This is a genomic window from Fibrobacter sp. UWB2 (genome assembly GCF_002210425.1).
Lineage (GTDB): Bacteria > Fibrobacterota > Fibrobacteria > Fibrobacterales > Fibrobacteraceae > Fibrobacter > Fibrobacter elongatus.
The window spans coordinates 109,628-133,996 of record NZ_MWQK01000004.1; the positions used below are offsets into that span (position 1 = coordinate 109,628).

At 49.5% G+C, this 24,369-nt stretch carries 26 protein-coding genes and 2 tRNA genes; 20 read left to right on the top strand and 8 right to left on the bottom strand.

The features are described from left to right. Nucleotides 1-4 precede the first annotated feature (4 nt). The 3 genes from B7982_RS08605 to B7982_RS14920 form a co-directional block, all read right to left on the bottom strand. A tRNA-Pro gene (locus B7982_RS08605) sits at nt 5-78 on the bottom strand. A gap of 117 nt (nt 79-195) precedes the next feature. Continuing rightward, on the bottom strand, nt 196-930 hold the full coding sequence (locus tag B7982_RS08610) for a hypothetical protein (protein WP_158212988.1): 735 nt from the start codon (nt 928-930) through the stop codon (nt 196-198). A 34-nt stretch (nt 931-964) separates the two neighbouring features. Next, on the bottom strand, nt 965-1,213 hold the full coding sequence (locus B7982_RS14920) for a hypothetical protein (RefSeq protein WP_158212989.1): 249 nt from the start codon (nt 1,211-1,213) through the stop codon (nt 965-967). A 58-nt stretch (nt 1,214-1,271) separates the two neighbouring features. Here B7982_RS14920 and B7982_RS08620 point away from each other — a divergent pair, with 58 nt between their 5' ends. The 3 genes from B7982_RS08620 to B7982_RS08630 are packed head-to-tail and all read left to right on the top strand — an operon-like array spanning nt 1,272 to nt 4,104. Continuing rightward, nucleotides 1,272-2,060 (top strand): HAD family hydrolase, encoded by a 789-nt coding sequence (locus B7982_RS08620; protein ID WP_088660393.1) that lies wholly within the window; start codon nt 1,272-1,274, stop codon nt 2,058-2,060. 41 nt (nt 2,061-2,101) lie between these two features. Beyond that, nucleotides 2,102-3,223: a cysteine desulfurase family protein gene (locus tag B7982_RS08625; RefSeq protein WP_088660394.1), complete on the top strand. Its 1,122-nt coding sequence runs from the start codon at nt 2,102-2,104 to the stop codon at nt 3,221-3,223. A 20-nt stretch (nt 3,224-3,243) separates the two neighbouring features. After that, nucleotides 3,244-4,104: an ATP-binding protein gene (locus B7982_RS08630; protein ID WP_088660395.1), complete on the top strand. Its 861-nt coding sequence runs from the start codon at nt 3,244-3,246 to the stop codon at nt 4,102-4,104. Between the two features lie 14 nt (nt 4,105-4,118). On the opposite strand, the gene B7982_RS08635 is transcribed toward B7982_RS08630, so the two are convergent. From B7982_RS08635 to B7982_RS08650, 4 genes are read right to left on the bottom strand one after another with little or no spacing between them, the layout of a single operon-like run. Next, entirely contained in the window at nt 4,119-4,820 is a 702-nt protein-coding gene (locus tag B7982_RS08635; protein ID WP_088660396.1) for a hypothetical protein, read from the bottom strand. Nucleotides 4,821-4,842: 22 nt separating this feature from the next. Next, the gene (locus B7982_RS08640; protein WP_233138455.1) at nt 4,843-6,123 is read right to left on the bottom strand and encodes a tyrosine-protein phosphatase; all 1,281 of its coding nucleotides are present in this window, start codon (nt 6,121-6,123) and stop codon (nt 4,843-4,845) included. A 16-nt stretch (nt 6,124-6,139) separates the two neighbouring features. Further along, a complete protein-coding gene (locus tag B7982_RS08645; RefSeq protein WP_088660397.1) occupies nt 6,140-6,751 on the bottom strand; it encodes a DUF2238 domain-containing protein in 612 nt (203 codons plus the stop codon). Between the two features lie 45 nt (nt 6,752-6,796). After that, nucleotides 6,797-7,720, bottom strand: coding sequence for a TonB family protein (locus B7982_RS08650; protein ID WP_158212990.1), 924 nt, complete (start codon nt 7,718-7,720; stop codon nt 6,797-6,799). Nucleotides 7,721-8,024: 304 nt separating this feature from the next. On the opposite strand from B7982_RS08650, the gene miaB reads away from it, so the two are divergent. From miaB to argS, 11 genes are all read left to right on the top strand, one after another. After that, nucleotides 8,025-9,347: a tRNA (N6-isopentenyl adenosine(37)-C2)-methylthiotransferase MiaB gene (gene miaB / locus B7982_RS08655; RefSeq protein ID WP_088639921.1), complete on the top strand. Its 1,323-nt coding sequence runs from the start codon at nt 8,025-8,027 to the stop codon at nt 9,345-9,347. A 136-nt stretch (nt 9,348-9,483) separates the two neighbouring features. Next, the gene (locus B7982_RS08660) at nt 9,484-10,455 is read left to right on the top strand and encodes an SPOR domain-containing protein (protein WP_088660399.1); all 972 of its coding nucleotides are present in this window, start codon (nt 9,484-9,486) and stop codon (nt 10,453-10,455) included. Between the two features lie 117 nt (nt 10,456-10,572). Further along, nucleotides 10,573-10,656, top strand: a tRNA-Leu gene (locus tag B7982_RS08665). 25 nt (nt 10,657-10,681) lie between these two features. Continuing rightward, on the top strand, nt 10,682-11,413 hold the full coding sequence (locus B7982_RS08670; RefSeq protein ID WP_088660400.1) for a hypothetical protein: 732 nt from the start codon (nt 10,682-10,684) through the stop codon (nt 11,411-11,413). A gap of 6 nt (nt 11,414-11,419) precedes the next feature. Beyond that, on the top strand, nt 11,420-11,776 hold the full coding sequence (gene panD / locus B7982_RS08675) for an aspartate 1-decarboxylase (RefSeq protein ID WP_012820298.1): 357 nt from the start codon (nt 11,420-11,422) through the stop codon (nt 11,774-11,776). Between the two features lie 129 nt (nt 11,777-11,905). Continuing rightward, a complete protein-coding gene (locus B7982_RS08680) occupies nt 11,906-13,420 on the top strand; it encodes a flotillin family protein (RefSeq protein ID WP_012820299.1) in 1,515 nt (504 codons plus the stop codon). 91 nt (nt 13,421-13,511) lie between these two features. After that, nucleotides 13,512-14,066 (top strand): hypothetical protein, encoded by a 555-nt coding sequence (locus tag B7982_RS08685; RefSeq protein ID WP_233138456.1) that lies wholly within the window; start codon nt 13,512-13,514, stop codon nt 14,064-14,066. A gap of 263 nt (nt 14,067-14,329) precedes the next feature. After that, nucleotides 14,330-14,887, top strand: a complete 558-nt coding sequence (locus B7982_RS08695) for a hypothetical protein (protein ID WP_088660403.1) — start codon at nt 14,330-14,332, stop codon at nt 14,885-14,887. A 73-nt stretch (nt 14,888-14,960) separates the two neighbouring features. Then, nucleotides 14,961-15,410, top strand: a complete 450-nt coding sequence (locus B7982_RS08700) for a LytR C-terminal domain-containing protein (RefSeq protein ID WP_088660404.1) — start codon at nt 14,961-14,963, stop codon at nt 15,408-15,410. After that, nucleotides 15,394-15,813 carry a ribosome silencing factor gene (gene rsfS / locus B7982_RS08705; RefSeq protein ID WP_012820303.1) on the top strand — a complete coding sequence of 140 codons (420 nt, stop codon included), beginning with the start codon at nt 15,394-15,396 and terminating at the stop codon, nt 15,811-15,813. Before B7982_RS08700 ends, rsfS begins: the two co-directional genes overlap by 17 nt. Further along, the gene (gene argS / locus B7982_RS08710) at nt 15,800-17,512 is read left to right on the top strand and encodes an arginine--tRNA ligase (RefSeq protein ID WP_088629365.1); all 1,713 of its coding nucleotides are present in this window, start codon (nt 15,800-15,802) and stop codon (nt 17,510-17,512) included. The genes rsfS and argS overlap by 14 nt, the downstream gene beginning before the upstream one ends. A gap of 91 nt (nt 17,513-17,603) precedes the next feature. Here the strand turns inward: argS and B7982_RS08715 are convergent, their stop codons facing one another. Continuing rightward, nucleotides 17,604-18,725 carry a fibrobacter succinogenes major paralogous domain-containing protein gene (locus B7982_RS08715; protein WP_088660405.1) on the bottom strand — a complete coding sequence of 374 codons (1,122 nt, stop codon included), beginning with the start codon at nt 18,723-18,725 and terminating at the stop codon, nt 17,604-17,606. A 106-nt stretch (nt 18,726-18,831) separates the two neighbouring features. Between B7982_RS08715 and purU the strand changes: the two genes are divergently transcribed. The 6 genes from purU to B7982_RS08745 are packed head-to-tail and all read left to right on the top strand — an operon-like array spanning nt 18,832 to nt 24,343. After that, nucleotides 18,832-19,671 carry a formyltetrahydrofolate deformylase gene (purU, locus tag B7982_RS08720; RefSeq protein ID WP_233138457.1) on the top strand — a complete coding sequence of 280 codons (840 nt, stop codon included), beginning with the start codon at nt 18,832-18,834 and terminating at the stop codon, nt 19,669-19,671. A 9-nt stretch (nt 19,672-19,680) separates the two neighbouring features. Next, on the top strand, nt 19,681-20,277 hold the full coding sequence (locus B7982_RS08725) for a hypothetical protein (protein ID WP_088660406.1): 597 nt from the start codon (nt 19,681-19,683) through the stop codon (nt 20,275-20,277). 9 nt (nt 20,278-20,286) lie between these two features. Next, nucleotides 20,287-20,958, top strand: coding sequence for an orotate phosphoribosyltransferase (gene pyrE, locus B7982_RS08730; RefSeq protein ID WP_088660407.1), 672 nt, complete (start codon nt 20,287-20,289; stop codon nt 20,956-20,958). A gap of 23 nt (nt 20,959-20,981) precedes the next feature. After that, complete coding sequence (locus tag B7982_RS08735; RefSeq protein WP_088660408.1) at nt 20,982-21,677, top strand: hypothetical protein; 696 nt, start codon at nt 20,982-20,984, stop codon at nt 21,675-21,677. Beyond that, the gene (locus tag B7982_RS08740; protein ID WP_088660409.1) at nt 21,674-22,930 is read left to right on the top strand and encodes a hypothetical protein; all 1,257 of its coding nucleotides are present in this window, start codon (nt 21,674-21,676) and stop codon (nt 22,928-22,930) included. The genes B7982_RS08735 and B7982_RS08740 overlap by 4 nt, the downstream gene beginning before the upstream one ends. Nucleotides 22,931-22,951: 21 nt before the next feature. Next, nucleotides 22,952-24,343 carry a DEAD/DEAH box helicase gene (locus tag B7982_RS08745; RefSeq protein ID WP_088660410.1) on the top strand — a complete coding sequence of 464 codons (1,392 nt, stop codon included), beginning with the start codon at nt 22,952-22,954 and terminating at the stop codon, nt 24,341-24,343. Nucleotides 24,344-24,369 lie beyond the last annotated feature (26 nt).

Here is a 24,369-nt window from a genome sequence, read left to right on the forward strand (position 1 = left end):
TTAGTCGGGATGACTGAATTCGAATCAGCGACCTCTTGAACCCCATTCAAGCGCTCTACCAGGCTGAGCTACATCCCGAGGTCTCTTACAAGAGTATGCCAAAGTTAGTTAAACCACGATATTTTTTCAAGGCAAGCTGCCGAAAAAAGCAATAATTAGCCCATTCCGGCAGTTCTAGTCCTTTCTAAAATATCACTAGTCCTTCCAGTAGCCAATAATCAGCACTTCGGGCGTTGCCTTCGGGAATTTTTTACTCTTGAAGCCCACAATCTTGCGGATGCTCTTTTGCTTGAGTTCCCAGCCTGTGCGTGTAAGCCCAGAAGTCGAAAGCGTGACCTTGATGCCAGGCACCTTACCGCCTTCCTTGATCTTGCCCATGTCATCAACATTGAGCATCACGTTCTTGGTCTTGAGTTTAAAATCCTTCTGGGAGTTTTCGTCAAGCGCCAGGTCCGGGCGCGTCTTCTTGTCCGTACCCCAAACGTAGAACGTCCATTCACGCTTTTCGTTTGCGGCATAATAGCCCGTATCAAAGAGCTTTTCGCCAAAGAAAATCGGATTTTTCACATAGCCGTCGAGCTGTGCGGCATACGACTTACCCTGATTATCGACCATCACCACAACCGGGTTGATTTGGCCGTCCATGCCCGCAAAATCCATATCGAATTCAATCGTCACCGGAGCATTCGGCGCAATTTTCGTCGGATACTTGAAGTTCGACATGCCAATGCCCTGACCCATCACAGTTTCAAGGACAATTTCTTTATTTGTAATATTTGCACCCTTGATAACGATATGGCGCACATCGCCCTGATCCGCATAACCAATCGGGTACGGGTCCGGCACAAAACGGATAATATCTTCAGCCATGACAGTCGCCGAAAAAGCGAGAGCCGCTGCAAAAACAGATTTAAAAATTTTAGACATCATAAAATGAATATAGTAAATAGTTGTTCGTTATTAGTCATTTGCGTTTCAAACGATCCTGACACACATACAGAGCCTCTTCATGGCATTGCGCTTCGACATCGGGATTCTGCGCATTCACATACCTGCTGAGGCAAGAATCGTATTTTTCTTGATCAAGGCATTTTGCATTTTTCTGATTCATCGAGTCACCATCCGTCGGTCCGTACCATTCCTCGGCGCAATGATCTGTAGACGCACAACTACACGCCAACAAGAACGTGCACGAAAACGCAAGTACAGCCAAGATACAAAACCGATGGAAATGCATAGCTTGAATATATAAAATTTCTAAATTTGGCGCCATGACTTCACTCGACGAAATCAAGGCTCTCATCGCGCAAAAAGAACTGTTCATTTTTGATTTGGACGGCACGCTGTTCAATACGCTTGGCGATTTGGCACCAGCCGTAAACTACGCGATGACGCAATTCGGCCTGCACACGCATTCAAACGACGACGTGCGCACATTCATCGGAAACGGTTCCATGAACTTGATCCGTCGAGCAGTCGCTGCAAATTTCATTCCCGTCGCAAGCACCCGCGACATGGCAAAAGTCGCCGAAACGCTCGCTCGCGAAAACTACAGCGAAGAGAAAATCAAAGAAATCCATAAAGTTTATTCAGATTTTTACTGGGAGCATTGTACTGAAAATACGGAACCATACGAAGGCGTTATAGAACTCGTGCAACGAATCGCCACAAACAATCGCTATGGGGATTGCAAGACAAGTAATGGAAACTGCGCCGAGACAAGATGCGCAGCTATGCTCACAAACAAGCCGGTCGCTCCCGCGCAAAAGATTCTCAAAAAATTCAGTCTTGAAAATTCTTTCGCCACATACCTCTGCGGCGACACCACGCCCGAACGCAAGCCAAGCCCCGCCGGCATTAACGAGATTCTCCGCCAGACAGGAATCGCCCCCGAAAAAGCGATTATGATTGGAGACGACACTCCCGACGTTCTAGCCGCAAAGAACGCAGGCATTGACTGTATCACGCTTTTCGAAGGCTTCGGCAAAGCAGAAAACTTGCTTCCGCTTGAGCCCCGCTACACCGCAGGCCACATCAAAGACTTCGCCGAGTTCATTTAACCGCAGAAGGCACCTCCCAATTTTCTATCTTTTTGATAGTTATGTCCTATTTCGACTACACGGCAAACACCCCGGCATGCGAAGAAGCCTTGCAACGATTCTGCGAAGTTGAACGCAGGTTTACCGGCAACGCCAATTCGAATCACGAAGCAGGACATGCAGCAAAAGCTTTCCTCGCCCAAGTGACCGATTCCATCGCGAAACTTTTGGACGTAAACCCCGACGAAATCATTTACACCTCGGGCGCAAGCGAAAGCAACAACACCGCCATCCGCGGCATCGTCCAGGCCAAGCGCCATGTGGGCAAGCACATCATCACGAACCCGCTGGAACATTCTTCGGTAAGCGCCACGCTCACGGCTCTGCAAGAAGCAGGCTACGAAATCGATATGGTAAAAATCGGTACCGACGGGAAAATCGACCTGGAAGACTTACGCAGCCTGCTCCGTAAAGATACGGTGCTCGTAACAGTGAATGCAGTCGATAGCGAACTCGGGACCGTGCAGCCGCTGGAATCCATCAACAAGATTGTCCGCGAGTTCCCGAACTGCAGCCTTCACGTGGATGCAACGCAGGCCATCGGGAAAACGCCCATAAACCTGAATTTGTCAGACACGGCAAGCATCGGCGCGCACAAGTTCTACGGGCTTTCGGGCAGCGGGCTTTTGTACAAAAAAAGCGGAATCGCCATGGAACCGCTCATTTACGGCGGCGCCAGCACCACCATTTACCGCAGCGGCACCCCGACACTCGCGTTGGACGCATCCCTCGAAACGGCACTGTCGCTTGCCGTGGAGCATTTCGAAGAGCGATTTGCCCGCGTCAAGGAACTGCGAACGATTTTGCAAGAAAAACTCTGCGGCTATCCGAAAGTCCGCATCAATTCCCCCGCAGACGCTGTTCCGCACATTTTGAACCTGAGTGTCGCGGGAGCCCGCGGGAACATTTTCCAGAAAGCTCTTTCGGACAAAGGAATTTACGTGTCGGTCAAGTCCGCCTGCAGCGTAGATGCGCTCCCCTCCCGCGCCGTTTTTGCCGTCAGCCGCGACCGCAAAAATGCTTTGAACTCCTGGCGTATAAGCCTTTCGCACCTCACCACCGAAAAAGAAATCGACGAATTCATGGCCGCATTCGACAGCTGCTACAAGGAACTTTGCAAATAAACGCAAAAAAGGTAATGAAAATGGCAAGAGAACTTTCATTTGTCCAAAGCGTAGAACGGAGCATTTCGAAAACATACCGCGAAAGGCTCTGGACGCCATTCATTACCGCCATCAAGAACTACAAGCTCATCGAAGAAGGCGACAAAATCGCCGTCTGCATCTCTGGCGGCAAGGATTCCATGCTCATGGCGAAGCTCATCCAGATGCTTCACCGCCACAGCGACGTGAAATTTGACGTGGAATACCTGGTGATGGACCCCGGTTACAACGAAATCAACCGCCAGAAAATCGAAAGCAATGCGAAGCTTCTGGAAATCCCCATCACCGTTTTCGAGACGAACATTTTCGACGTGGCGAACAACACCGAACGTTCCCCCTGCTACGTCTGCGCCAAGATGCGCCGTGGCCACCTCTACCACAAGGCAAAGGACCTGGGCTGCAATAAAATTGCGCTAGGTCACCACCTCTCCGACGTCATCGAGACCACCGTCATGGCGATGTTCTACGGCTCGCAACTGCAGGGCATGATGCCCAAGCTCCACAGCCTGAATTTCGGCGGCATGGAACTCATCCGCCCCATGTATTGCATCAACGAGCAAGACATTATCAACTGGAAAAACTACAACGGGCTGCAGTTTATCCAGTGCGCCTGTCGCTTTACCGAAAGCTGCACCGTCTGCGACAACGGCGGTGGTGGAAGCAAGCGTCAAGAAATCAAGGCGCTCATCAAACGCCTCAAGCGCGAAAACCCGAATATTGAAAAGAGCATCTTCAACAGCCTGCACTCCGTCTGCATCGAGACATTCCCCGGATTCAAGGCCGGCGGTGAACCGCATTCTTTCCTAGAAGATTACGAAAATCGCGAACCGCAAAAAGGATAGAACTTCACGACAAGCTACTTGTTCTTTATTGAAGACGAATCATCAAACATCGATGGTTGCGGAAGCATCATGTAAAATGAAATCGGGAACGAGAATGTCGCCCCGTTTTTCGATTTCGGAAACACCCAATGGCTGACAGATTCCTTGACATCTTCATTAATAGCGCTAAAGGGGCTATTTTCGGCAATTGTAGTCGATTTAATTTGAACATTTTCAACATCGCCGCTTGAAGCAATTTTCAAAGTCAAGACTATTCTTCCTTCAAATTCACTTGCTAAATCTGATCGACGCCTTACATTCTTATCGAAGATAAAGCGTAAACCATGAACTCGTTGGCGATAAACCTTTAAAAAAGTCTGAACATCAATATCACGACCTTCAACGACAACGTTTTTTGCAGACAAAGGCTTAATACGGCATCTAGGGACCACCTTGCCATCACCCCCTTTGTGAACAACATCCGGAAGGACACCATAAAGAGCCACAGTTTGATTTTGCATAAATCCACCCAAGTCGGGTTTTAGCGTTTTTACAGGAATACTATCACGATAAATTTTAGAGAGTTCACCCTTTTTCAACTTTATCGGATTAACAATCGACTTTGTATCTGATTTAGGATCCTCCGCCTTTTTATCAGAATCGTTACAAGCCGCCCACAACGTTGCAGCGGTCATCAAAGCGATTTTGCCAAGAAATTTGCTAAAGTTTTTTGCCATACATCATAAATAACAAAATTATCTACTTCAGTCGTTCTTTCAGCGCTTCGATTTCGCTCTTTTCCATCCCGAGCGCAAGCAAATACTTTTCTGTAGCGGACGCTAAATCTGCATTTTCGAAATCAGAGATGTCAACACCAGCCGTTTTGAACGAATTCTGCATAAGTCTTACAATAATCGCCTGAAGCAGCTCAACCTGCTTTGTTGTTAAATCAACATGTTTACCATCGACCACGTTATAAAAATTCTTGTGAGTCGTGGCGTAATCCGCCTTGATTTCACCAGCGGTTGCCCCCATCAGCGCTTCGAGCACAGCAATCGTAAATCCAGTTCGGTCCATACCATACGTGCAATGCACTAGATACGGGCCGTCATGCTCTATCATATAGCGCAAGCCTTTGACAAGCCCTTCCTTGAACGGCGAATTCGCAAAAGCAGGTTCCACATTAAGATAAACCACATTCTGCGTTGCATAATAAGAATCTGCAAAGCCTTTGTATTCTTCGGCATATTGTAATTCATCTGCAAGGTTCACAAAAGTCTTGACGCCAGCCACTTTCGCCAATGAATCCGCAATGGCATTGCGATAAATCGCAGGATCAATCGGACTTGAAGATCGATAAAGCACCCCCTCGCCCATTCCGGTTGTATGCACCATTCTAAAATTCGCAAACTCCTCAATAGACAAATCAGGATAAGCCCCCGGATAATTCGCAATTGAAAGCGACTTCAAATTTTCAAGATGGTCAACATAGCCACCCTTTTCCTTCATCTGCACAACAACATCTATCGGGAATTTCAAATCGCGCCCGAGACCAACGACCTCAGCCATTTGGCCGTAACGAGCCTCAAGCTTGATATAGTTCAACCCCTCGGAGACATACAAAAAGAATTCACCAGGAAAAACATATCCGTAACCCGCAACTACAGGAACATCCACCGTATCGTACCCCGCAATCATCACCGTCACGACATCGCCATAATCAAACTTTGTCAGGAACGAATCCGCAACAACGTCAAGTTTCACACCCCCAAATGCAAATATTTCAAGCGTATCCTCCATAACAGTCGTTGAAATCGAAACTAACCCATCCGCGGAAGAGCTCGATGCAACAACAGACGAGGACAACGCGTAATCCGAAGAACTTGATTCTTCAATGGCAGCGCAACTTTCGCCACCTATAGGATTCACCGAAGTCGTGTCAAAGTGGTCGTCGCTACAAGCGGCAAAAAGCAGCGCAAAGGCTAGCGCGCAAAACGCCGCCATCTTTTTATCTAAAGCTTTAACCCAAAAACCAACCATAATTTAAATCTATTTCTTAAGTTTCTAATTTGCGGAACTTTTTAACATTCAAACAAATTAAAACAGAAATGGTCGCCCCGATAAGGCACATGAACATATCTGTCTGCGTATCCCAAATGTAACCTTGCGTTCCCAAGAACGCTTCCGTATCCGTCGGATTACTGAGCGATGCTAGCCACTCAATAATTTCATAAAGCGCAGAAATTGCCTCGGCCACGCACACCGACAAAAATCCCGTCCAGCCCGCCGTCTTGATCGGAGTCGTGCGGCGCAAAAGTTCAATCATCACAAGTGCAGGAGTAACGCCCTGCATCAAATGCCCAATTTTATCGTAGTTGTTGCGCATAAAACCGAACCAATCTTCCATCCAGAATCCAAGCGGAACCTTCGCATACGAATAGTGCGCCCCCACCAAAAGCACCGCCATGTGGAGCGCCATTACCACGTAAAGATACGTGGGCATCCTGAACTTTTTGTAGGTAAATACAAGGACCAACAGCCCGACAATCGCGGGAGCCGCTTCAAGAATCCAAGTGAGGTAAGTATCTTCGACTCCGATAACAGACCAAATCGTCGTCAGGAGAACAAAAGCAAGCAAGAATAAATGAGATTTTGCAATATTATTCATGCTTAGAAAATACAAATTTTTATTTAGACGGTGCGAAGGCTAGGCTTATTCATAAAAACGAATGGGGATATAAACAACAGTCGTCCCTGATTTAACCTTAGGGAACGTCCATTGACTTACAGCTTTTCTTATCTCTTCATCAAATTCTTTAACACCCGTAGTCGATCCCTTTATTGACGATTTTTTTACTCTTCCATCAGCAGCAATCGTTAACTTTAAAGTAATTACGCCATCAAATGTATTATTTGGATTTTTCTTGATGAATTTTCTGTATATGTGCTTTAGGCCGGGACTTCTTTGTTGAAAAACACGTTTAACTCTAGAAACCATATCTTGATTAACAGTTTGTTTGTCTGCGAATTCAATATTTTTATAAAGAACTTTCAGAGTCCATTTAGACGGAAACACATTCGAATTACCCAATAACGATTGAAGAATAGACCTACCATCTACAGAAGAATTTCCAGTACCATCATTAAATCCAACTTTAAAGTCATCTTTAGAGCCAAGACGAGGACGTGGTTTATACCTATCTACAATAACACCATAATAACACATAACAGAGCCCAAATCTGATCTAGCTTTCAAAATCGAATCACGATTTTTTGCAAAAATCATAAGAGCATTTTGATATACGTCTTTCTTTTTTTCTACATCATTCCATTCAATCGGGAAATAAGCCTTCATCAAGCTATCTATAGTCCGCTGCTTTTCAAGCAGTTTCGCGGAATCCAGCAATACGACTGTTTGGGCGTTCGCATCAAGTGAATCTTTGAGAATTTCACTCACAAGAGAATCGTCTTTTTCCGTTACATTCTGCAACGCCGCAGAATCAGACGATTCAACAGGGCCATTACTTACCGACTTTTCATTTTTCGAATCTTTATCAACATTACCGCAGCCAGCCCACAGCACCGCTGTAGCCATCAATGCGATTTCACTAAAATATTTGCTAAAGAAGTTTGCCATGGCCATAAATAACAAAATTCAGAACAAACAATCAATGAAAAAAGATTTCTTTTACAATTTTTTTCACATCGTTTTGGCTTAAAGTTTTTTAGAACTTGCCATTAAGATTATAAGATTTTCGCATTTTCCGCATATTCGAGCAGCAACATCCGCCATTTGCGCCATTTATCCCTCGTCTCTCGTCACTCATCTCTCGTCTAAAAAACTATCTTGGCACGCTTCGCGTGCATTTAGTACGGCTCGGACATGCTCGTTCAAGCAAGCTTGACTCGCGCGTCGCTCGCCTTTTACTAAATTTGGCCGCATGAAAAAATACCACTTGGCCACATACGGCTGCCAGATGAACGAATACGACTCCGCGATGATTGCGCAGGAGTTAGACATGTGCGGTTGCGTCGAGACGAACAACCAGGAAGATGCCGACATCATCATCGTAAACACCTGCAGCGTGCGTGAAAAGGCCGAGGAAACAGCCATCGTCAACATCAGCAAGCTCAAGTACTTGCGCAAGAAAAATCCCGACGTGAAAGTCGTCGTGTGCGGTTGCATGGCCAAGAATCGCGGGCCGGAACTGCTCAAGCGCCTCAAGAACGTAAACTACATCGTAGGCCCGGACCAGTACCGCAAAATTCCAGAACTCTTGTTCGGGGATGCCCAGAGCCCGCTGCACAAGACGCACCACAAGATGTTCATCGACGAAGACCGCGACGAGAACTACCTCGGCGAATACGCCAAGCTGCAGAATGACGTGAGCGCATTCGTCGCGATCCAGCGTGGTTGCAACAAGCGCTGCAGCTACTGCATCGTGCCGTACCTCCGTGGTCCCGAGAAATACCGCGACATGGACGACGTGCTGACAGAAGTCAAGCGAGCCGCCGACAAGGGCATCACCGAAGTGATGTTACTCGGCCAGACGGTGAATGCCTACAAGACGCCAAACGCAGACTTCACGACATTACTGACAAAAGTTTCCGAAATCGGTGGTATCAAGCGCATCCGCTTTACAAGCCCGCACCCGCGCCATTATACAAACGAACTCATTGACGTTCTCTTGAACAATCCGAAGGTCTGCCATTACGCGCACATTCCGCTCCAGAGCGGCTCCGACGCAATTCTCAAGAAAATGCGCCGCCAGCACAACATGGATCAGTACATGACCGTCATCGAGCAGTTGCGCAGCAAGGATCCGTACTACGCCATTTCGACAGACGTGATTTGCGGATTTGTCGGCGAAACCGACGAAGATTTCGAACAGACGATCAAGGCGTTCGAAGCTTGCCAATTTGACACGGCATACATGTTCATCTACAGCCCGCGCAAAGGCACTGAATCCTTCAACGAAGCCGAAATTCTCACGCCCGAAGAAAAGTCGGCTCGCCATTCGCGCCTCGTGGAACTCCAGAACGCCATCACGCTCAAACGCAACCAGATGATGATTGGCCGCACCGAAGAAATCCTCGTCGAACACGGCTCCACCCGCGACAAGACAGAACTCGTCGGCAAGACGGACAACTTCAAGAAGGTCATTTTCAAGCCGGAAGAAGGTCGCATCATCAAGCCGGGCGATTACGTCAAGGTGAAAATCGACGATATCCGAGGCTGGACGCTCCGCGGCACCCTCGTGTAACGCACCTCAAAACCACAGACCGCACACCCTAGTCGAGTTTACGTAACTCGTGGAATATCAACGAGTTACGCATTCAAAGCAAGCCATTTTGTAAAAATATTTATATCTTTACTCTTGAGGGTAACTAGAGGGTAATATGGCTAAATATTTTATTCACAATTTGGTTATTACAGGCGCACTGTGCGCGTTTGCCACCACAGCATCTTTTGCTGAGGCCGCACCGACTCTCGCCACCGCCCAAAAAGCTTACGTCAACGGCAACTGGAAAGTCGCCGCCGCCGCATACGAACAGGTCTGTCCGAACGAACCTGAAAACACTCGTACCGAATGCTATTTATGGAACGTGCTAGCCCTTTCCCAAACGGGCATCGCCGCTGATTTCAGCAAGGCTGGCAAGCGTCTCGACAGTCTCATCGACAAGACGAACCCGCAACAAGCCATTTACGCGGACCTCATGATGACCAAGGCCCAGTTCCAAATGTACCTTGGCCGCTACAACAAGGCCGCCGAATCTCTCGTACACGCTATTGAAACATCGCAGCCGCATCAAGTGACCGTGCTGCAAAAAGTCTGCGTCGCCGTCCAAGACCGCGCCCACAGCGAAGATTTGAACGAAGCCTGCAAAAACCTCGGCAATCCCGAAGCCATGAAGCAAGCCGCCGCCAAGAGGGAACAAGCTCAGGCCGAGCAAGTCAAGGCTGAACAGGCCGCAAGCGCCGCTCCGCAAGCAAGCACAACGCCATCAGCAAATAATGACGCCGCTAAAGCCACAGAATCAAAGACATCAGCCCCCGCAACAACAGTCGCTACAGCTGAACCCGCGCAAACAAAGGCTCCCGAAGCAAAGCCTGCCGAAGCCAAATCCGCATGGCAACTGCAATTGGGCGCATTTGGCGTCAAGTCCAACGCCGATTTACTCGTAGACAATCTCAAAAAGCGCAACATCGCCTGCACCATCAGCCAGAACACGCTTGAAAGCGGCAAAGTCCTCTATATCGTGCGCACCGGTCCATTTGATACAAAGGAAAGTGCAGTGGACTATGGCGCCAAAAAACTGGCCCCGCTCAATGTGGAATTCAGGCCGATGCTCGTAAAACAGGCCCTTTAAGCAAACAAAATTATACTCGAAAAAATTTTTTACAGATTTTAGCGCCTAAAACATGCGTTTTTTTGCTTTATACCTACAAAAAAAGCAAAAATAGTGCTATATTTGTTGTGCTCCCCCGCCGGGGTGGTGAAATTGGTAGACGCGCTGGACTCAAAATCCAGTACTCGCGAGAGTGTGAGGGTTCGATTCCCTCCCCCGGCATTAAACGTTTAAGAAAGAGATCAAAATGAGTAACATGTTCAAAGTGCTTTCTGCTGTTCTTTTCGCGGGCTCACTAGCGTTTGCTCAGTCTGACGACCTCTTCTCTGACGATTTCCAGGATGCTGCTACTGCAGATTCCATTGCTCAGGCTAATGCCGAAGCATCAACTCAAGCTAACATTGGTAATGCACAGGCCGTCGGTGGCCAGTGGGAAGGCTTCAAGTACGAAGACATGGGCCTTACTCAGTGGGAATACCAGCAGGCTAAGGAACAGGGCGTCTCTCGTGAAAAGTTGACGAAGCTCGTCGAACTTGGCATCCGCCCGACAGAATACCTCCAGAAGCCATGGAACAGACTCGGCGTGAGCGAAGAAGATTGGCTCAGCCAGCGTGCCGAAGGCATGGAAGATGCAGACATCGACCGTTCTTATCGCTATCGCAATGGTGATCAGGGCAGTGCCTATATTTCCCTTTTGATTCCATCTTACTATCAGTGGAAAACAAAACAGACTGCCAAGGCAACCTTTATGGATGTCCTCGAAATCGGCAGTATCGCCACAACAGTGGTTCTCTATGTTCAGGACAAGAGCTATTGGTGGTACGGATTCCTCGGAATCGCAGCCGCTCATCTTTGGTCCTTTGCAGATGCATTCATCACCACTCAGTGGGATAGCAATCCAGACGCAAACCGCTTCAGCTTTGGCGTTATTCCGACTCCGGACCAGGGCGTTGCAAGCTTCTTCAATGTCAAGTTCTAAGCAGCAATGCAGCTAGAATTACTTAAAGCCAAAATTCATCGCGCTACAGTTACTGATGCAAACCTCAACTACGAGGGTTCCATCACTATAGCTCGCGATTTGATGGATGCAGCAGGCATCCTCCCCTTCGAAAAAGTCGGCGTCCTTGACGTCAATAATGGTTCCCGCCTTGATACTTATGTAATCGAGGGCAAAGCCGGTTCTGGCGTGATTTGCCTGAACGGTGCGGCTGCGCGCTTGGTACAGCCGGGCGACCTCGTGATTATCGTGGCTTATGCAACGATGTCTCCAGAAGAAGCCAAGACCTGGAAACCGACCGTTATCCGCGTCAACGGCAAAAACGAAATCATCGAAAAAATCTAACAGCACAAATACATGCGTATAAAGTTCCCGGCTTCGCCGGGCTTTTTTTTATAAAAAAATTTACGTTTTGGCAGTTTATGACAATGTAAATGTTGTATATTAAAGGTAAACTAAAATAACGAGGTTTTAATGCCAGATAATATCCTTTACATTGCCATTGCATCGGCAATACTTTTACTTATCATCATCTTCGTGATGTCTTACATCAAGGCCGCCCCTGATGAAGCCATCATCGTATCCGGTATCCAAAAACAGCCTAGAGTCATCATCGGCCGTGCAGGGCTTCGCATTCCGTTCTTCGAACGCGCCGACCACCTTTCACTTCAACTGATCCAGATTGACGTGAAGACAGGCAGCCCAGTCCCCACCAAGGACTACATCAACGTTTCCGTCGATGCTGTCGTGACCGCCAAGATTTCGGACAATCCGGACCGCCTCAAATCTTCTGCACAAAACTTCTTGAACAAGAAACCCGAAGACATCCGCGCTATGATCGTTGACATTCTCGAAGGTAACATGCGTGAAATTGTTGGCCGTATGCAGCTCGTGGATCTCGTGGGTGACCGCAAGCAGGTTTCTGAACTCGTGCTCGAAAATGCCATCCCGGACCTTGAAAAGCTCGGCATTGTTGTGCAGACGTTCAACATCCAGAATTTTGAAGACGCCAACGGCGTGATTGAAAACCTCGGTGTCGATAAGACATCTGCCATCCGCAAGGCAGCTGCCATTTCCAAGGCGAATGCCGAACGCGATATCAGCGTGGCTCAATCGCAGGCCAAGAAAGAAGCAAACGATGCAGCCGTTGCCGCAGAACTCGAAATTGCCCAGAAGCAGAACGACCTCGCCGTGAAAAAGGCCAACTTGCAGAAGATTTCTGATACCGAAAAGGCAATTGCTGATGCCGCTTACGAAATCCAGAAGCAGACGCAGCAGAAGGAAATCAATGTTGCCCAAGCCGAAGCAGAAGTCGCCAAGCAAGAAAAGGAAATTGAAATTCGCGAACGCATGGTCATGGTGACCGAAAAGGAACTTAAGGCTCAAATCGAAAAGAAAGCAGAAGCCGAACGCCAGGCACAAATCCAGCGTTCCGAAGCCGAACTCTTCCAGCAGCAAAAAGACGCTGAAGCCGTCCGCTACAAGGAAGAACAGCGCGCCAAGGCCATCAAGCAGATTGCTGACGCCGAAAAGGAAAAGGCATTCGCTGAAGCCGAAGCTACAAAGGCAAAGGCACTCGCCGAAGCTGAAGCTACAAAGGCAAAAGGCTTAGCCGAAGCAGAAGCAATCAAGGCTCAAGGTCTTGCCGAGGCAGAAGCGCTCAACAAGAAGGCCGAAGCCATGAAGCTCTATGGTGACGCAGCCCGTCAGGAAATGCAGCTCAAAACCATTGAAAAGTACTTCGAGCAGATGCCTCAAATTGCAGCCGCCATTGCAAAGCCGATGGAAAAAATTGGCAATATCACCATGTACGGCGAAGGCAATACGGCAAAGCTCACCGGCGATATCACCAAGACGCTCACACAGGTCACGAATGGCCTCACGGATTCGCTCGGCATTGACCTCCGTACAGTTCTTGGCTCCATGTTCGGGGCAAAACTCGCTGGAGTCACCAAGAGCGACGACTCCAAGACCGACAATAACAAATAATTCCTGAAAAATCAATCTCAACCAGGAGACTTCGTTTTATACCGAAGCCTCCTTTTTTTATATTCATGATATGCGATCCATGTGTTTTACAGTGTTATTTCTAGCAGCGTTCACCTTTGCCGCCGCAGCAAAGGCAGATTCTACCGCGCTCTCGGAAACACTCGTTGCAGCACAAGACACCATAGTCGATACAATCTACGTCATTCAAGAAAGCGGCATACCTTGGAACCGAGAGCACTTCGACCCCGAACGCCTCGTCCGTCACGATACATTCGACCCTGCTTTGAAAGTCGCATACACTTATTCCGTGAGCTTTATCGGCGGTTCATTCGGATCGTTTGCCCAGCAAAGCTTTATGGCTCATTTCGCTTACGAGTTCACCCCTAATTTACACTTGTACGCAAACGTTGGGCTATGGATGCCGCTCTATTCAAGCCTCCACTTCGGCAATCGCATTGCCCGCGAAGATGTAAAGCAAGGGAACGTGGGGGTCTTGATTCCAGACATCGCGCTTGAATACAAGCCTAGTGACAAAGTTTCCCTAAGAATCTTGTACGTCAACGAAAGAGATGCATTCAGAGCCTATGGACCACACCGTTATTTCTACGATGACTGTCCATGGAGCAGTTCTTTTTATTGCAGATAAAAACTGAATAAAATCTTTTTTAAACGCAAAGAGCACGTCATGCGGGCGGGGCCCCAGCTCGGAGTTGACGCCTACGGCGTCAGCGGCTTCACTCGGTCATGTGCGCCTGCAAGCAGTCGCCCGCGACTCTCGTTTTGCACGCTACTGCGAAGACAATACCTTGGCCGACGCCTCCATTCTCGCGACGATCTATCATAATCCTTAAATTATATAGTCTCTTTTCTCGCTTTTTTCTATACACGTTTTTTTGTATATTCGTTTTTATGAAACGAATTATTTTATCTGCTCTTTGCATATCAACGCTTGCCTTCGCAAACGTCACAACAAACATCGAACCGTCCGAAATGGCCTCCCAAGTCATTGCCGAGGCCAATTACGAATTTCGAAACGATGGCATCCCCTGGAACCGCGAATTTGATTCTGACCGCATGGTCCGTCACCAGACATTCGATCCGGCCTTAAAAGTCGCATACTCCTATTCGCTCAATTTCGTTGCAGGAAGTTTCGGGTCGTTCGCTAACCAAAGCCTTATGGGACATTTCGCCTACGAGTTCACACCGATTCTTCACTTGTACGCAAATATCGGTCTTTGGATGCCAATCTACGCAAACATTAGCAATGGTAGCCGCATCGCAAGAGAGGACCTACGCCAAGGCAATGTTAATGTGTTGATTCCAGATGTTTCTCTAGAATACAAGCCAAGCGAAAACACATTGATAAGAATTTCCTACGTCAATGAACGAGACGCCCTGAAAGCCTACGGCCCACGCAGTTTCTTCCACAGCGAATGCCCTAGCCGAAGTTCCATTCTCTGCCAGTAAGCACATCTATTCTATATTGCCACCCCGGATTTATTTCGGGGGCTTTTTATTTTTCTAAATTTTACGGCAAAGAATGTTCCGCAACTATTCTAAAGCGCTCCACCTGAACTTTGCCGTAGGAGTTTCTTCGGCTGTTTTTGCCGCATTCCTTTTGGCAGGCTGTGAAGAAGAAAAGCCAGCCCCCGTCGTTCGCGAAGTTCGCCGCATCAAGGGCGAAGTCGAAGTGCTAAACAGCTGCAGCATGAAGGGTGCCGCCGTCAAGATGCGCACCTTCTTACGCGACAACGGTTTTGATGTCGTCCATATCGACAACGAACGCCTCCAGAATTACGACGAAACGATTATCGTGCTCAGGAACCCGGAATGGGAAGGCGCACAGGCGCTCGCCGCAACCTTAAAAACAAAGAACATTCTTGTACTCCAGAACAAGAACGCCACGGTCGATGCCGTCGTACACACCGGAAGAGATTTTCAACAAATAATAGAACCCGATCAGGGAGAAAAAAATGACAGCAACAAATAACCAAGATTTTTCTGAAACCGTTAAGCTTGGTGCAGGTATCCTTTTTGAACTTCGCGCCCAGAACGTGCAGCTCATCGACCTCCGCGGCGTCAAAAACGAAGCGGACTATTTCCTCATCGCCACTTGCGAAAGTGAAGCCCAGATGCAGGCCATTTTGAATGAACTCACCAAGGAATTCAAGGCTCGCAAGCTCCACTATGTCGGCGTTGAATACAAGGAAGGTGTGCGTTGGGCCATCTTCGATGCTGGTCTTGACCTGATGGTTCACCTCTTCGAAGAAGAAAAGAGAAACGAAATTTCCTTCGACCGCCTCTATGCAGACGGCAAACTCATGAACCTCGACGAACACGACTTCATCCGCGAAGACGCCAAGAAGTCTGGAGACGACAATGAACTCATTTAATGCAGAAATCGCAAAGGCACTTGCTGCAACTGGAGCTTTTGACGAAGAAGCCGCATTGAAACTTATTTCCGTACCGCCTGATACAAGTCATGGCAACTACACCATCCCGTGCTTTTCGCTTGCAAAGACTCTCCGCAAGGCACCGAAGCTCATTGCCGAAGATTTAGCCGCCAAGGTTCAGCTCCCGGCAGGTCTTTCTAAAGTTGAAGCCGTAAACGGTTACCTCAACTTCTTCATCGACCGCGGATTCCTCGCCAAGTCTACCCTCGACGAAATCGCCGCCAAGGGTTTGGAATACGGCCACGCCGCATCGAATGGCAAGGTTGTCTGCATCGACTACAGCTCACCGAACATCGGTAAGGAACTCGCCTTCCACCATTTGCGCTCCACCATGATTGGTAACTCGCTCGCCCGCATTTACAAGGCCGCCGGTTACAAGGTCGAACGCATCAACCACTTGGGCGACTGGGGTACCGCATTCGGGAAGCTCATCGTGATGTACCTCCGCGAAAAGCTCCCGACCGACGAAGCAACTTTGAACGCCCTCACCGTGAAGGAACTCAACATCCTTTACGCAAGCTTCTCCAAGGCCTCCAAGGAAGAACCCGGCCTCGAAGACGAAGCACGCGCCGCATTCACAAAGCTCGAACAGGGTGACGAATTCTACCGCAAGCTGTGGACCGCTTTCCGCGCCGCAACGCTCAAGGAACTCATGCGCATTTACGACATGATGGGCGTTGGCTTCGACCACTACACTGGCGAATCCTTCTTTGAAGACAAGATTCCGGCAGTGCTCGACGAACTCCGCGAAAAGAACTTGTTGGTAAATAGCCAGGAACGCGACGTGGTGATGCTCGACGAATTCGACCTGAACCCGTGCCTTATCCGCAAGAGCGATGGTTCCACGTTGTACGCAACCCGCGACCTCGCCGCCGCCATCTACCGCAAGAAAGAATACAACTTCGACAAGTGCCTTTACGTGGTGGACTTGGGACAAGCTCTCCACTTCAAGCAGGTGTTCCACGTGCTCAAGAAGATGGGCCGCGAATGGTACAAGGACATGTACCACATTCCGTTCGGCGTGATCCTCCAGATGGTCGACGGCAAGTGGGAAAAGGGCAAGACCCGTACCGGTACGGCAAGCCTCCTCCGCGACGTAATCGAAGCCGCCCAGAAGAAGATTCTCGAATTCATCGACGAAAAGAATCCGGGACTCGAAAACAAGGAACTCATTGCTCGCCAGATCGGTATCAGCGCTCTTACCTTCAACGACCTCAAGAACAGCCGATTGAAGGATGTCCGCTTTGACTGGGATGCCGTGATGAGCTTCGAAGGCGACACAGGTCCGTACGTGCAGAACGCACACGTCCGTCTTTGCAGCATTATGCGCAAGGCTGGCTACACCGTTCCGGTGGCTGACGTGGATTACGCACAGCTTACCGATGACGCCGCCTATAGCCTCATCAACATTCTCGCCAAGAAGGGCGAAAAGATTCTCGCCGCCGTCAAGGACGATGAACCGAGCGTGCTTGCGCAATACGCACTCGAAATTGCCGAAGCCGCACACAAGTTCATCCACGAAGACCGCGTGCTCGGATCCGCCGAAGAAAAGTCCCGCTTGTTCCTCGTGCAGTCTACGCAGATTGTGCTCGAGAACGTGCTGGATTTACTCGGCCTCTTCCCCATCCGCCAGATGTAAAATACGCCGCGCCCTCGGCGCGACGCATTTTTTATGCATATAAAAAAAGAGAGCTTTTTAAGCTCTCTTTTTTTTGCGCTCAGCGCAAGCCTTAGTTACCGTTAATGCATCTCACAGAGTAGCCGTTGTTCTTTGCGGTTGCCGGGACGAGCTGGCGAACCATCTGGTCACTCATGCGTCCCATAGCCCAAAGCCAAATCGTTTCGTTACGGCCGTTCTGTGCAGACCAGAAGCCAGCATATTCACCCATATCGACATAGCGAACCGTGGATGTGCCGAGGAGCTTGCGATAGCCCGAAGAGAAAATGGTGAAACCGTATTCGTCGGTACCGCCACCGCCCTGCCAGCCAGTCGTAGCCTTCATCTTTGTAGCAAAGTTACCGCACTTGTCCACACCGTCATAGCAACCCGTGAGGCCCTTGAGCATATCGGACCATTCGCGGTCACGCGGCAAGTGCCAGCCTTCCGGGCAAGCCTTACGAGCACCTTCAAGGTCGTACAGACGACCGCTACGGGCGCAGTAAGAATCCTTGTCTTCGTAGCACCAGGAGTGGCCTTCGACATTGTAGTTCACGTTCTGAGCAAACCATTCACGGCCTTCGACCTTGATGATTCGATAAACTTGTCCGTCACGCGGGTCCGTAAAAGAAGAAGACTTATCACGGATTTCGGCGCGATGTTCCTGTTCGGCAATGCGGAATTCCGAAAGCTGTTCGCGCTTGTACTTCTGACGGCCTTCAAGTTCGTTCACCCAAGCCTTCTGAGCCTGCGGATTCGTGAACTTTATACGCAAGTCATGAACGTTGAACAAGTCGTTACCGCAAGCAAAGTCAACACCGACGACATTGATGATGAGGTCCTGGTTACCAAAGCGGCGCGGCCTGTCGAAATACGAAATCCATGCTTCCATGGTATTGCGGCAATTTTCGTAGAAGCTCGGATCTTCGACCATCTTTGCAGGAACAGTCATGTTACCGGCAACAGAGAAGTCGAACTTGTCATCAAGAACGCGGAAGGAAACCGGCTGAACATTTTTGTAGTGAGTGTATTCGCCAAAACGGATATTGCCGTCAATCTTGGCAGCGGCGTATTCGCCCTGACCTTCGGCGTTAAAAATGGCATCCCAAGTCTTAGGAGGTGCAGCAAACACCTGCGCAACAGACAAAGCGAGCACGGAGTAAATTCCCAGTCTGAACAATTTAATTCTCTCCATTTTTCAATACTTTTTATTTCTTAGTGTAATGTTAGTTATTTTTTGTCTACTTGGAAATAAAATATTTGGTAACATGGCCTAAATTTTTTAATATTATAGTATGTCTATGACTCGTTATATTCTCCAGATTCTCTGCCCCGACCAAAAAGGGCTTATTGCCGGCACAACGCAAGTTCTTGCAAAGGCCGGAGCTAACATTATCGACCTCCAGCAACACACAGCCAAGGATATCGAAACATTTTTCTTGCGTGCCGTTTTCGACATCGAAGCAGATGGCATACCCGAAGTCAAAAGACACCTCGAAACGATTGCCCCGCACCTCCAGCTGAACTGGAAGCTGTTCGACACCTCCAAGACTGAACGTGTCGCCATTTTCGTATCGAAAACCGACCACTGCCTTTACGACCTTCTCCTCAAACGTCGCGATGGCGACCTTCCCTGCGAATTCAGCTGCATCGTGGGTAACCACCCGGACTTGGGCCCCGTGGGCGGCTCTTTCGGCGTGCCGTTCTACTACGTGCCGTCCAACCCGGACAAGACGATCCCCGAGAACCGTTTCCGCGAAATTATCGAAGAAACAAAGACCGATACAATCGTCCTCGCCCGCTACATGCAGATTTTGACGGCGCAGTTCACAGAAGAATTCAAGTACCGCATCATCAACATCCACCACGGATTCTTGCCGGCCTTCAAGGGTGCAAAGCCCTACCACCAGGCATGGCACAAGGGTGTGAAGATTATCGGTGCTACAGCGCATTTTGCCACTGAAGACCTCGACCAAGGTCCGATTATCTGTCAAGACATCCAGCGCGTCCCCGAAACCGCAAGCATCGATGAACTCGTCGAACTCGGCAAGGATATCGAAAAGCGTACGCTTTCGCAGGCACTCAAGCTTTGGCTTGAACACCGCGTGTTCGTCCACGCAGGCAGAACCTTTATTCTCTAGGAGACACCTATGTCCGAAGAAATCAAGAATGAAGTCCCCGCTCAAGAGCCGACTACAGAAAGCGAAGTCAAGACCGAAGCAAAAGCCGAAGTCAACCAGACTAGCTTTGAATCTACCGAAGAGCTCGTCAATCCGCTGACAGGCGAAGTCATTTCGCCGGCAAAGCATAAGGAACCGAGATCCAATTCGCCGTACAAGCAGTTCAAGCCGGAAACGTTCGTGAACCCGATGACAGGCGAAGAGGAACAGACATCGATCGGTTCCCAGGTCATCATCAAGAAAGACCGCGGACTTGCCTACTACGTCGGCTTTGCACTGCTCGTCGTCTTGAGCGTTGCATTCTTCTTCTTGCCGGGCATCGCCATTACATTCGCCGTAAGCCGCATTGCCCCATTAACCACGTCTGCCGCATGGGTATTCAGCTCCATCTTGAGCTTCGGCGTCTGGCTCATCTTCAAGATGAAGGTCAAAGGATTCGAAAGATCCTTCCATAGCTATTTGGTGCTTTGCGTCATATGCCTTGTCGCCATGTTCGCCATCCAGTTCATTACCAACTACAACATCATCTCTGAAGTTATCGCGCTCCTCGTCGGAGCAAAAGCTTAGGAATTTGCAATGACCAAAACAGATACTTTTGTACACTTTCTCGTAGAATCCGGTGCCCTCAAGTTCGGCAACTTCATCACCAAGAGTGGCCGCGAAACGCCTTACTTTATCAACACCGGAGAGTTCCGCACGGGCGCATCCCTTTCTAAGCTTGCAGAATTCTACGCAGCAGCATTCATGGAACACTTTGCCGACAAGGCCCAGAATCTTTATGGTCCGGCCTACAAGGGCATCCCTCTTTGCGCCGCAACCGCAATGAAGCTCTCTGACGTGTACGCCAAGAACCTCACGTTCACATACAACAGAAAAGAAGTCAAGGACCACGGTGAAGGCGGTTCTCTCGTCGGTTACAAGTACGCCGAAAAGACAAACGTCGTCATCATCGAAGACGTGATTACCGCAGGTACATCTGTCAACGAAACGATGCAGGCGCTTTCCCAGATTGAAAACGCAAACGTCATCGGTCTCCTCATTTCTGTGGACCGCAAGGAAAAGCTCGAAAACGGCAAGTCTGCCCTCCAGACAGTCCAGGATGAATACGGCATCGAAGCCCATTCCATCGTGAACATCAACGACATCATCGCATTCCTCGAAAGCGAAGAAAACCGCAAGGCCATCAATGCCCCCGAAGGAATCCTTGAACGCGTCTACGCCTACCGCGAAAAGTGGGGCGCCGTCTAAGGCAACTCAAGACTCGAGTGTTAATGGCGTTCAAGAAGTCCATAATTTCCCTTGGATTTGCAATCTGCATGCTCGCCGGGTGTGCAGATTCTTATCATTGGACCGCAAGCCACCCCTCCTACCATAAGGCACCTTATGGCGGTATTGCGGTGACAGGTATCGAAAACGCATTTGTCATTACGCGTTCGAACTGGTTTGCCAAGCGCCTCGAAATCGGCACAGACAGCATCCAAATTAAAGGAACGCTCCACTGCCGAAACATCTTCGAAACCGAGATGCGCAAAGCGTACGGGAATCTCATCGTCCTCCCCGATACAGCCAATACCAAGTTCCCCGAAGAAAGCCTAAAACTTGACGAACGCATTTTCATCAAGGGCCATATTCCGGAACAAGGCGTTACGCTCAAGGACTCCGCAGGGAACGTCCCGCCCGTAGTGCTCATTCTGCACGAATTTATCATCGGCACAGACCTGAAACGCGAAAACTTCTTTGACTACGCCTTCATCCATAACGAAAGCGAAAGTCTCCGCAAGCCAGACAACGTCAGCGCCATTTTCTCGTACACGCTTTGGGACAATTTGAAACAGCGCCCGCTCTTTAGCGCCGTTGACGAGATCCAGCAGCCGATAACGACGTACAAGTTAAGCAACTTGACGAACCTCGTCCAGATGGCCGTCCAAAAAATCCGCAAGAATCTTTACGAGGGGGTCGTCAAATGAAAAAGCTCCTCGTCATCTTGATGTTTTTGGTCTCCTGGGCAAGCGCTGCCGAAGTTTACTTCGATTCCAAATTTACTCTTTGGAAAGATGCAACCATTTATATTTGGACTTTAGACGGGAACGCCCCCGTCAACGCAGGCGAATTCTGTCTATCGCTCCGACGCAACAACACGGGCATCGGAGAGCCCAAATGCCGTGAACTCGGTGAATGGGAACGCGACACCATCGCCACTCGATATGGGTCCTGGCTCTCGAATAACCTCGAAAAAGGATTGCCCTCGAGCTACTTGCGTGCAAGGCACCCCGGCATGGCAGCCAAGATCCAGGCCCTTGAAGACAATATAGTCCTCTTCCTTGCACCTCAAGGGAAATTCATCCAAGTTGCCATCTTTGACGAAACAACTCAGGAACCTAAAGCCGCAGGCATCGTCAAGGCAAACTCCGACAAGGTCGCCCTCAGTGACGAAATCGCCGCCACGTTCTTCGACAAGCGCACCAAGCGCCGCCTCACCAAAGAAGAACGCCTCAAGATGCAGACTGAACCCGACGACCTCTATAAGGAAGTCCCGAACTTAAAGATTTGGGCAGGTGTTGGAGTCGGCTACTCACAAGCCCATTTCCCGCTCACACCGGACAACTGGACTAGCAGCCACACCAGAAGCCGCGTCAGGAATTACCGAGTCACCAAGGATTCTGTAAGCCTCTGGAACTTTATCGAAGATGACGATACATTCCTCAGCCTTTACGCAGGCCTCACTTGGCACGGATTTATGGGCATTGAACTCATGTACCGCTATTCCAACCGCGACATGAAAACAGACAAATCCGACACCGTCTACAAAGAACTCGACCACTGGAATTTTGGACAGCACGACATTGGCCTCAACGCTATTTTGTCCATGACCTACCCCATCACGACTTGGCTCGACATCACGCCGCTATTCTTCCTCGGATTCCAATACACGTTCTATTCCGAAGATATTGGCTTGAAAAAAGAAGTCAAGAAGCCCTCAAGAGCTTACCAGTACCGCGTCAAGTTTGAAGACGTCTACAAAGGCGCGTTGGTCGGCATTGGCGGACAGTTCGTCTTCAAGAAGCATTACGGCCTAGACCTGCGTGCAGGCATCTCTAGCCGCGGCAGGGACATTTACGAAGCCCCATCGCCCGATGCAGGCGCCGCCCCCACAACAATCGGAAGATTCACCCTCGATTGCTTTGTAAGCCTTGGGTTTGAATACCACTGGACTTTATAATTTGCTAAATTTGCCGTCACTATGAGTGACGAAATTAAAGAAGAAACGAAAGAAAGAGTAAATCCGTTTTTAACGCCTGTCAAAATTATCGAGCCCAAGAACAAGCTCCCCGATTATACGTTTGATATGCTCCCCGAAGAACAGAAGGCTATTCTCCGGGAACACGGCTGGACCGAACTGATGCCTGTCCAGCGCAAATCCATCCCTTACATGCTCGCCGCCCGCGATATGCTCGTGCAATCGAAGACGGGTTCGGGCAAGACGGGCGCATATGCCCTCCCGCTTTTGCAGGTCATTGTCCGTGACCATCCGTATCCGCAGGCACTTATCCTCGTGCCCACGCGAGAACTCTGCATCCAGGTGCAAGAAGAATTTGAAAAGCTCTCGAAGGGTACGGGTATCAAGTCCGTCGCCATCTTTGGCGGCGTGAGCTACGAACCGCAAATCAAGGCTCTCCGCTCCGGCGTTCATGTGATTGTTGCCACTCCGGGCCGTCTCATGGACCACATCCAGCGCGGCAACGTAGACTTGCTTTCTATCCGCGACCTCGTGCTCGACGAAGCGGACGAAATGCTCTCGATGGGTTTCTACCCCGACATGCAGAAGATCCGCAAGTACCTGCCGAAGGCTATCTCCTGCACGATGTACAGCGCCACGATTCCGCAGACGGTCAAGAGCCTTGCTCGCGAATTCCAGCGCCCGGGTGCCGATTTCCTTTCGCTCAGCTACGACAAGGTCATCGCGAACAACCTCGAACACCGCTACTACACTTGCGACGTGATGGAAAAGGATTCCATGACCATCAAGGTTCTGGAATACTACAATCCTGAAAGCTGCATGATTTTCTGCAACTACAAGCGCGACGTGAGCTACCTCGAACAGGTGCTTTCCGGTTACGGTTTTGAAGTTGGCGCATTGAGTGGCGACGTGGCCCAGAGCCTCCGCGAAAAGACGCTCAACGCCTTCCGCGACAAGAAGCTCAAGATTCTCATCTGCACAGACGTGGCCGCTCGCGGTATCGACGTGGACCACGTAACACACGTGATTGTCTACGACCACCCTGCCGACCACGAAGTCTATGTGCACCGCAGCGGACGTACCGCCCGTGCAGGCCGCAGCGGTCTCTGCATCTCGCTTATCACGCCGGTCGAAGAAATCGACCTCCGCCAGACGGCCGTCGACTTCGGCATCAACTTCATCAAGATGGATCCGCTCACAAACGAAGAAATCGCAAAGAAGGTGAGCGAACGCACTAAGGTCCGCCTCGAAGAAGTCCGCAAGCACTTCGGCGGTCAAAAAGCAACCGAACGCATCAGCCGTATGCTCCCGCTCGTCAAAGACCTCGCGAACGGCACGACCGACGACCAGATGCTACTTGCCTACCTGCTCGACAGATACGCTTGGAAGAAGTAGGCACATAAAAGAACTTAAATAAAAAC

Bases quoted from the DNA above. Each gene is read 5' to 3' on its own strand.
- B7982_RS08630 (WP_088660395.1), top strand. From the start codon at position 3,244: ATGGCAAGAGAACTTTCATTTGTCCAAAGCGTAGAACGGAGCATTTCG.
- B7982_RS08645 (WP_088660397.1), bottom strand. From the start codon at position 6,751: ATGAATAATATTGCAAAATCTCATTTATTCTTGCTTGCTTTTGTTCTC.
- purU (WP_233138457.1), top strand. From the start codon at position 18,832: ATGACTCGTTATATTCTCCAGATTCTCTGCCCCGACCAAAAAGGGCTT.
- B7982_RS08660 (WP_088660399.1), top strand. From the start codon at position 9,484: ATGGCTAAATATTTTATTCACAATTTGGTTATTACAGGCGCACTGTGC.
- B7982_RS08650 (WP_158212990.1), bottom strand. From the start codon at position 7,720: ATGGCAAACTTCTTTAGCAAATATTTTAGTGAAATCGCATTGATGGCT.
- B7982_RS08670 (WP_088660400.1), top strand. From the start codon at position 10,682: ATGAGTAACATGTTCAAAGTGCTTTCTGCTGTTCTTTTCGCGGGCTCA.
- B7982_RS08680 (WP_012820299.1), top strand. From the start codon at position 11,906: ATGCCAGATAATATCCTTTACATTGCCATTGCATCGGCAATACTTTTA.
- B7982_RS08745 (WP_088660410.1), top strand. From the start codon at position 22,952: ATGAGTGACGAAATTAAAGAAGAAACGAAAGAAAGAGTAAATCCGTTT.
- B7982_RS08610 (WP_158212988.1), bottom strand. From the start codon at position 930: ATGATGTCTAAAATTTTTAAATCTGTTTTTGCAGCGGCTCTCGCTTTT.
- argS (WP_088629365.1), top strand. From the start codon at position 15,800: ATGAACTCATTTAATGCAGAAATCGCAAAGGCACTTGCTGCAACTGGA.
- B7982_RS08725 (WP_088660406.1), top strand. From the start codon at position 19,681: ATGTCCGAAGAAATCAAGAATGAAGTCCCCGCTCAAGAGCCGACTACA.
- B7982_RS08735 (WP_088660408.1), top strand. From the start codon at position 20,982: ATGGCGTTCAAGAAGTCCATAATTTCCCTTGGATTTGCAATCTGCATG.
- B7982_RS08640 (WP_233138455.1), bottom strand. From the start codon at position 6,123: ATGGTTGGTTTTTGGGTTAAAGCTTTAGATAAAAAGATGGCGGCGTTT.
- miaB (WP_088639921.1), top strand. From the start codon at position 8,025: ATGAAAAAATACCACTTGGCCACATACGGCTGCCAGATGAACGAATAC.
- B7982_RS08740 (WP_088660409.1), top strand. From the start codon at position 21,674: ATGAAAAAGCTCCTCGTCATCTTGATGTTTTTGGTCTCCTGGGCAAGC.
- B7982_RS08700 (WP_088660404.1), top strand. From the start codon at position 14,961: ATGTTCCGCAACTATTCTAAAGCGCTCCACCTGAACTTTGCCGTAGGA.
- rsfS (WP_012820303.1), top strand. From the start codon at position 15,394: ATGACAGCAACAAATAACCAAGATTTTTCTGAAACCGTTAAGCTTGGT.
- panD (WP_012820298.1), top strand. From the start codon at position 11,420: ATGCAGCTAGAATTACTTAAAGCCAAAATTCATCGCGCTACAGTTACT.
- B7982_RS08620 (WP_088660393.1), top strand. From the start codon at position 1,272: ATGACTTCACTCGACGAAATCAAGGCTCTCATCGCGCAAAAAGAACTG.
- B7982_RS08715 (WP_088660405.1), bottom strand. From the start codon at position 18,725: ATGGAGAGAATTAAATTGTTCAGACTGGGAATTTACTCCGTGCTCGCT.
- B7982_RS08635 (WP_088660396.1), bottom strand. From the start codon at position 4,820: ATGGCAAAAAACTTTAGCAAATTTCTTGGCAAAATCGCTTTGATGACC.
- B7982_RS08625 (WP_088660394.1), top strand. From the start codon at position 2,102: ATGTCCTATTTCGACTACACGGCAAACACCCCGGCATGCGAAGAAGCC.
- pyrE (WP_088660407.1), top strand. From the start codon at position 20,287: ATGACCAAAACAGATACTTTTGTACACTTTCTCGTAGAATCCGGTGCC.
- B7982_RS08695 (WP_088660403.1), top strand. From the start codon at position 14,330: ATGAAACGAATTATTTTATCTGCTCTTTGCATATCAACGCTTGCCTTC.